This window comes from Tahibacter caeni, from assembly GCF_024609805.1.
Classification (GTDB): domain Bacteria; phylum Pseudomonadota; class Gammaproteobacteria; order Xanthomonadales; family Rhodanobacteraceae; genus Tahibacter; species Tahibacter caeni.
Genome location: NZ_JANFVR010000289.1, coordinates 1 through 6,216, shown reverse-complemented (window position 1 = coordinate 6,216; position 6,216 = coordinate 1). Strand labels below are relative to the sequence as shown.

Annotated in this window: 5 protein-coding genes; 3 read left to right on the top strand and 2 right to left on the bottom strand. The window is 71.2% G+C overall.

Going from position 1 to position 6,216, the window contains the following annotated elements:
• The 3 genes from NON22_RS18945 to NON22_RS18935 all read left to right on the top strand — a co-directional run.
• The coding region (locus NON22_RS18945; RefSeq protein ID WP_257388524.1) for a hypothetical protein at window positions 1-307 on the top strand (307 nt) is incomplete at its 5' end.
• A gap of 68 nt (window positions 308-375) precedes the next feature.
• Window positions 376-2,439: a DUF7452 domain-containing protein gene (locus tag NON22_RS18940; RefSeq protein ID WP_257388523.1), complete on the top strand. Its 2,064-nt coding sequence runs from the start codon at window positions 376-378 to the stop codon at window positions 2,437-2,439.
• A 124-nt stretch (window positions 2,440-2,563) separates the two neighbouring features.
• Window positions 2,564-3,142 carry an LOG family protein gene (locus NON22_RS18935; protein WP_257388522.1) on the top strand — a complete coding sequence of 193 codons (579 nt, stop codon included), beginning with the start codon at window positions 2,564-2,566 and terminating at the stop codon, window positions 3,140-3,142.
• Window positions 3,143-3,157: 15 nt separating this feature from the next.
• Here NON22_RS18935 and NON22_RS18930 read toward each other — a convergent pair whose 3' ends face one another.
• Together NON22_RS18930 and NON22_RS18925 are read right to left on the bottom strand one after the other, a co-directional pair.
• Window positions 3,158-3,553, bottom strand: a complete 396-nt coding sequence (locus tag NON22_RS18930) for a rhodanese-like domain-containing protein (protein WP_257388519.1) — start codon at window positions 3,551-3,553, stop codon at window positions 3,158-3,160.
• Window positions 3,550-6,216: efflux RND transporter permease subunit (locus NON22_RS18925; protein ID WP_257388518.1), on the bottom strand; the 2,667-nt coding region annotated here is incomplete at its 5' end. The genes NON22_RS18925 and NON22_RS18930, both read right to left, overlap by 4 nt.

Sequence of the window (6,216 nt, the reverse complement as noted above, 5' to 3'; positions counted from 1 at the left end):
CGCGCTGGCCGACAGCCTGCCGGCCGCGCATCCGCGCCGCGCGCGGCTCGAACTCGTGCGGCTGCGCATCCGCGTCGCGAACGGCGACTGTGCCGGCGCGCGCGGCGGGCTGCAGTCCGCGACGGCGAGTCTCGCCACGGGCGGTCCGCCGCTGCTGCCCGACCTAGCCAGCGCGCAGCTGCTGCTCGCGCGCTGCCTGCCGGCCGTCGAAGCGGCCACGGCAAGGACCGCGGCCATGGCGACCCTCGCGCGCCTGCCGTATCTGCCGCGCCGGCTGCGCGCCGAGCAGGCCGCGCTGCGACCCTGAACCGCGACGGCTGTCCTGCGCCGCCGTCGAACTGCGCTTACTCCGGCGTCCCCTGACTGGAGTCGCCCATGTTCCCGTTCCTCGCTCGCCTGTTCCTCGGCGCGCTGGCGCTCGCCGCGCCCGCCGTCACCGTCGCCGCGACCTGGCCCGGCGGCGCGCCGTGCAACACGACCCTGCAGGCCTGCATCGACGCGACGCCTGACGACGGCATCGTCGTCGTTGCCACGAGCGCCACGATCGACGAGAACCTCAATCTCTACAACCGCAGCCTCAGCGTCGTCGCGGCGACGGGATCGCAGCCGCGCCTGGCCTCCGGCCGCTGGATCAGCATCGGTTCGGCCGCGATCCTCGGCAACCAGGCCGTGACCCTGCGCGGGCTGAGCCTGTCCGACGGCTACGTCTGGGCCGCCTACAACGGCACCGGCACCGCCACGTTCGATTTCTCCGGACTCGTGCTCGACCAGGTGTCCTCGCCGACTTACATTCGCGTCGAGGGCCGCAGCGGCAACACCGTGAAGGCGTTGCTCTACGACAACCGCATCACGGCGATTCCGCGCAGCCTGAATGCCGGACTCATCGAGATCGCGAATGCCGGCGGCACGGTCGACGCGAACGTCTACTACAACACCGTGCGCAGCGGCGCGGCGACCGCCGGCGACGGCGCCGGCATCTTCGTCGACGCCTACGCCGGCGGCGGCGGCACGATCAAGCTCCACGGCAACACGGTGCGCGGCGGTTTCTTCCGCAGCGGCATCTTCGTGTCCGAGGGCCTGTTCTCGAGCACGGCCAGCGATTTCGAGGCGCGCGTCTACAGCAACGTCGTCGTCTGCGCCGCGACGCCGGCCAGCGGCTCCACCGGCAGCGGCATCGGCTTCGTCGCGAACAACGGCCACATCGGTACCCAGGCGATCAACAACACCGTGAGCCGCTGCAGCAACGGCATCAGTGCGACGCAGTGGTCCGGCGGCGGCGCCGGCGCGTCGATCAGCGGTCTGGTCAAGAACAACCTGATCGCCGGCGAGCGCGGCCTCGTGTTCACCACCGCGCTGACGCCGTCGCTGAGCAACGACTACAACCTGCTCAACGTCGCGAGCAACATCGCGACACCCGGGGCGAACACGATCACCGCCGACGCGCGGCTCGTCGACCGCGACGCGCCCCGGCTGCGCGCGACCTCGCCGGCCGTCGACGCGGCCGACAACGCGACCCTGGCGCTCGGCCTTATCTTCAACGCACTGCCGACGAACGACGCCGACGGCCTGCGCCGCTTCAAGGGCGCCGGCGGCGCGACCGCCGACATCGGCGCCTACGAATACGGCGACCGCAGCCTGCTGCACCAGGCCAGCGCCGCGAATACGAGCAGCTACATCACGCGCATCGACGACGCCGTGCTCGACGGCCGGGCCGACGCCGATCCGATCGCGACGCCGAACTGGAACGCCGTCAGCAATGGCGTCGCGAACGACACGCCGCTCGGCATCTACTATTTCGGCGGCAAATGGCGCCTGTTCAGCGAGGACGCGACGACCCCGGTGCCGGCCGGCGCCGCCTATAACGTGTTCGCGCCGGGCGACGGCGGCGGCGCGTTCCGCCACGTCAGCAGCGCGGCCAACAGCAGCGGCGCGACGACGACGCTCGATGACAGTTCCGTCAACAACCTGCCCGGCCGCATCGTGCTCGTGACGCAGAACTGGAGCGCCGGCAGCGGCGTGTACAACGCGCATCCGGTCGGCCTCAACTACGTCGCGACCGGACCTTCGGCCGGCGTCTGGCGCGTGGCCAATCTCGACGGCGCGCCGATGCCGGCCGACGCCGGGTTCGACATCTATGCCCAGGAAGCCAGCCCGAACGCGTTCCGCGTCGACGCGCCGGCCTCGGGCAACACCGTCGTGCTCGACCATCCGCTGCTCAACGGCAACCGCTGCGCGCGCGCGAACGTCAGCCGCGTCGGCACCGGCAGCGCAGCGCCGCGCAATTTCGACGTCTACTACGGCACCGGCAGCGGCCGCTGGCAGATCTACAGCTACAGTCCGCTCCAGGCCGGCACGGCGTTCCATGTCGTCGTCGACCCGGCCCAGGTGTTCGACTGCAGCGACCGCATTTTCGCGAACAGCTTCGGGGGCGGCAGCTGAGCGATGGCGCCCCGTGATCGAACGGCCGGTCCCGGCGGCGCGCCGCCGGGCCGCCCGCACGATCCGCCATTACCGGCGGCGCGCCGGGCCGCGTACACTGCGGCGCTTTCGGCGAGGCCCTGCCATGCGTATCTGCGTCTATTGCGCGTCGAGCGAACGCGTCGATCCCGTCTACCGCGACACCGCTCGCCGCCTCGGCGCGACGCTCGCGCGCGCCGGCGCCACCGTCGTCTACGGCGGCGGCGGCAGCGGCCTCATGGGCGCGCTCGCCGACGGCGCGTTGGCCGAAGGCGGGGAAGTCGTCGGCATCATCCCGCGCTTCATGATCGAGGTGGAATGGCAGCACCCGGGCGTGGCCAATCTCGAGATCGTCGAGGACATGCGCGAGCGCAAGCATCGCCTGCTGACCGGCTCCGACGCCGTCATCGCAATGCCCGGCGGCAGCGGCACCCTGGAAGAGCTGTTCGAGGCGATCACGCTCAAGCGCCTCGCGCTGTATTTCAATCCGATCGTGCTGCTGAACACGCGCGGCTTCTACGATCCGCTGCAGGCGTTCCTGCGCAACGTCGTGGCCGAGCGCTTCATGAACCCCGAGCACATCGACATGTGGTCGCTGGTCGATGAAGTGGAGGACGTGCTGCCGCGCATCCGCGCGACGCCGCGCTGGCACGACGACGCCCTGCGCTTCGCCGCCGTGCGCTGAGCCACGCCGCGGCGGTCAGGACTGTCCGTCCGCGGCGAGCGGCCGGCCCTCGGCCAGCCAGGCATTGAGCCCGCCGGCCAGCGACAGCGGCTGCGCGAAACCGAGACGGCGCAGCGCATCGGCCGCGAGCGCCGAGCGGCCGCCGCTGCGACAGACAAGCACGAGCGGAGCATCGCGATGCGACAGCGCCGGATCGCGACGGCCGTTCACCGCCGGATGTCCGTCGACTTCGAACTCGAGCACGCCGCGCGGAATGCCGACCGCGCCCGGCACGTGGCCGGCGGAGTACTCGTCGGGTTCGCGCACGTCGACGACCGGCACGCCGGCGCGCTGCAGCGCGAGCATTTCCTCGATGCTGATCTCGCGTATGCGTCCGCGCGCCTGCGCCACGAGCTCCTGTACCGTCGTCATGGTTCGTTCCTCGGTGAAGAATCCGGCGCGGCTGCCAGCCGCTGTCCGCGGCCGCGCAACAGCGCGTAGTAGAGCAGCGGGATCACGAACAGGGTCAGCACGGTCGAGACTAGGATGCCGAAGATCAGGCTGATCGCGAGACCGTTGAAGATGGGATCGTCGAGGATGAAGAACGCGCCGGCCATCGCCGCGACGGCCGTCAGCGCGATCGGCTGCGCGCGCACGGCGCAGGCGTCGACGACCGCATCGGCCAGAGCGCGGCCTTCGGCCAGCGCCTGATTGACGAAGTCCACGAGCAGGATGGAATTGCGCACGATGATGCCGGCCAGCGCGATCATGCCGATCATCGACGTGGCGGTGAATTGCGCGCCGAGCAGCGCGTGGCCCGGCAGCACGCCGATCGCGGTCAGCGGAATCGGCGCCATGATGATCAGCGGCACGACGTAGCTGCGGAACTGCGCGACCACGAGCAGGTAGATCAGCACGAGGCCCGCGGAATAGGCCAGGCCCATGTCGCGGAAGGTCTCGTAGGTGATCTGCCATTCGCCGTCCCATTTGACGGCGAACCGCGCCGCGTCGGCCGGCACCGAGAAGAAGTGCTGCGCGAGCGTCTCGCCGGCGACGGGACCTGAGCGCAACTGCGAGACGACGCCGAACATGCCGTACAGCGGCGAGTCCAGCGCGCCGGCCTCGTCCGCGGTCACGTAAACGACGGCCGCGAGATCCTTGTGGTAGCGCGTCTGCTCCCAGGCCTGCGTCTGCACGCGTACGAGTTCCGACAGCGGCACGAGCCGGCCGTCGGCGGCGCGCACGCGGATCGCGAGCAGATGTGCGAGGTCGGCCTGCTCGCCGGCCGGCAGGCGCAACCGGATCGGCACCGGATACTTGGACGCGCCGTCGCGCAGATAGCTCGCGTCGCTGCCGGAAACCGCCAGCGCGAGCGCCTCGGCGACCTGCTGCTGGCTGATGCCCAGCCGCGCGGCGCGTTCGCGGTCGACCGCGACGAGCTCGCGCGGCGCATCGGATTCGAGGCTCGTGTCGATGTCGACGAGACCCGGTGTCGCGGCGAACGCGGTTTGAACGGCGCGTGCGATCTGCTGCGCGCGGGCCGCGTCCGGACCGTAGATCTCGGCGACGAGCGGCGCCATGACCGGCGGGCCCGGCGGCACTTCGGTGACCTTGATCGACGCGCCGTAGCGGCGGCCGATGTCGGCCAGCCGCGGCCGCACGGCCCGCGCGATGTCATGGCTCTTGCGCGAGCGGTCGTGCTTGTCGACGAGATTGACCTGCAGGTCGCCGACGTTCGCGCCGCTGCGCAGGTAGTACTGGCGCACGAGACCGTTGAAGTTCACCGGCGCGGCAGTGCCGGCGTAACCTTGTACGTGGGTCACTTCCGGCACGTCGACGAGCGCTTGCGCGAGCTCGATCAGCAGCGCGTTGGTCCGCTCCAGCGGCGTGCCTTCGGGCAGGTCGGCCACGACCTGGAATTCCGACTTGTTGTCGAACGGCAGCATCTTGAGCACGACGAGCTCGAACACGGCCAGCAGCGCCGCGAACAGCACGGCCGCGGCCATGCCGCCGAACAGCAGCAGGCGGTGGCGGCCGCCGCGCGCCGGATCGAGGAACGGCGCCAGCACGCGGCGGAACACGCGCGTCAGCCGGCCGCCGCCGGCGGAACCGTGCGCGCCGTCGGCGCCGTGGCGTGACAGCAGCCGTGCGGCGAGCCACGGCGTCACAGTCAGCGCGATCAGCAGCGAGATCAGCATGCCCGCCGACGCGTTGATCGGGATCGGCCGCATGTAGGGCCCCATCAGCCCCGACACGAAGGCCATCGGCAGCAGCGCCGCGATGACCGTGAACGTCGCGAGTATGGTCGGCGCGCCGACCTCGTCGACGGCCAGCGGAATCGCCTCGCGCAACGACTTGGCGCCGAGCTGCCGATGCCGGTGGATGTTCTCGACGACGACGATCGCGTCGTCGACGAGGATGCCGATGGAGAAGATCAGCGCGAACAGCGACACCCGGTTGATCGTGAAGCCCAGCGCCCAGCTCGCGAACAGGGTCAGCGCGAGCGTCAGCACGACGGCGCTGCCGACGACGAGCGCTTCGCGCCAGCCCAGTGCGAACAGGACCAGCAGCACGACCGACAGGGTCGCGAACACGAGCTTGCGGATCAGGGTGGCGGCTTTGTCGTCGGCGCTGCGGCCGTAGTCGCGCGTCGTGGTCACGCGGACGCTGTCGGGCAGGTGCGTGGCCCGCAGCGCGTCGAGGCGCGAGAGGATGGCCCGCGTGATGTCGGTCGCGTTCGCGCCGGGCTGCTTGGCGACGGCGATCGTCACCGCCGGTGCGAGCGCGAGGCTGCCCGGCGCAGCGCCGGCCTGCGCGTGCCAGACATACTGCCGCGGCAAGTCGGCGCCGGCGCGGACGTCGGCCACGTCCGACAGCAGCAGCGGCCGCCCGTCGCCGAGGCCGACGACGAGGTTCGCCACTTCCGCGGCGTCGGCGAGCCCGATGCCGGCCGTGACCGGAACCTGCGCGCCCGGCGCGACGCGCAGCGCGAAATTGCCGCCGAGGGAGAAGCCGGCCACGGCCATCGGCCGCGGCGCGAAGCGCCGGGCGATTTCCTGCAGGGCGCCGACGACTTCGTCGAGGCGGCAGGAATG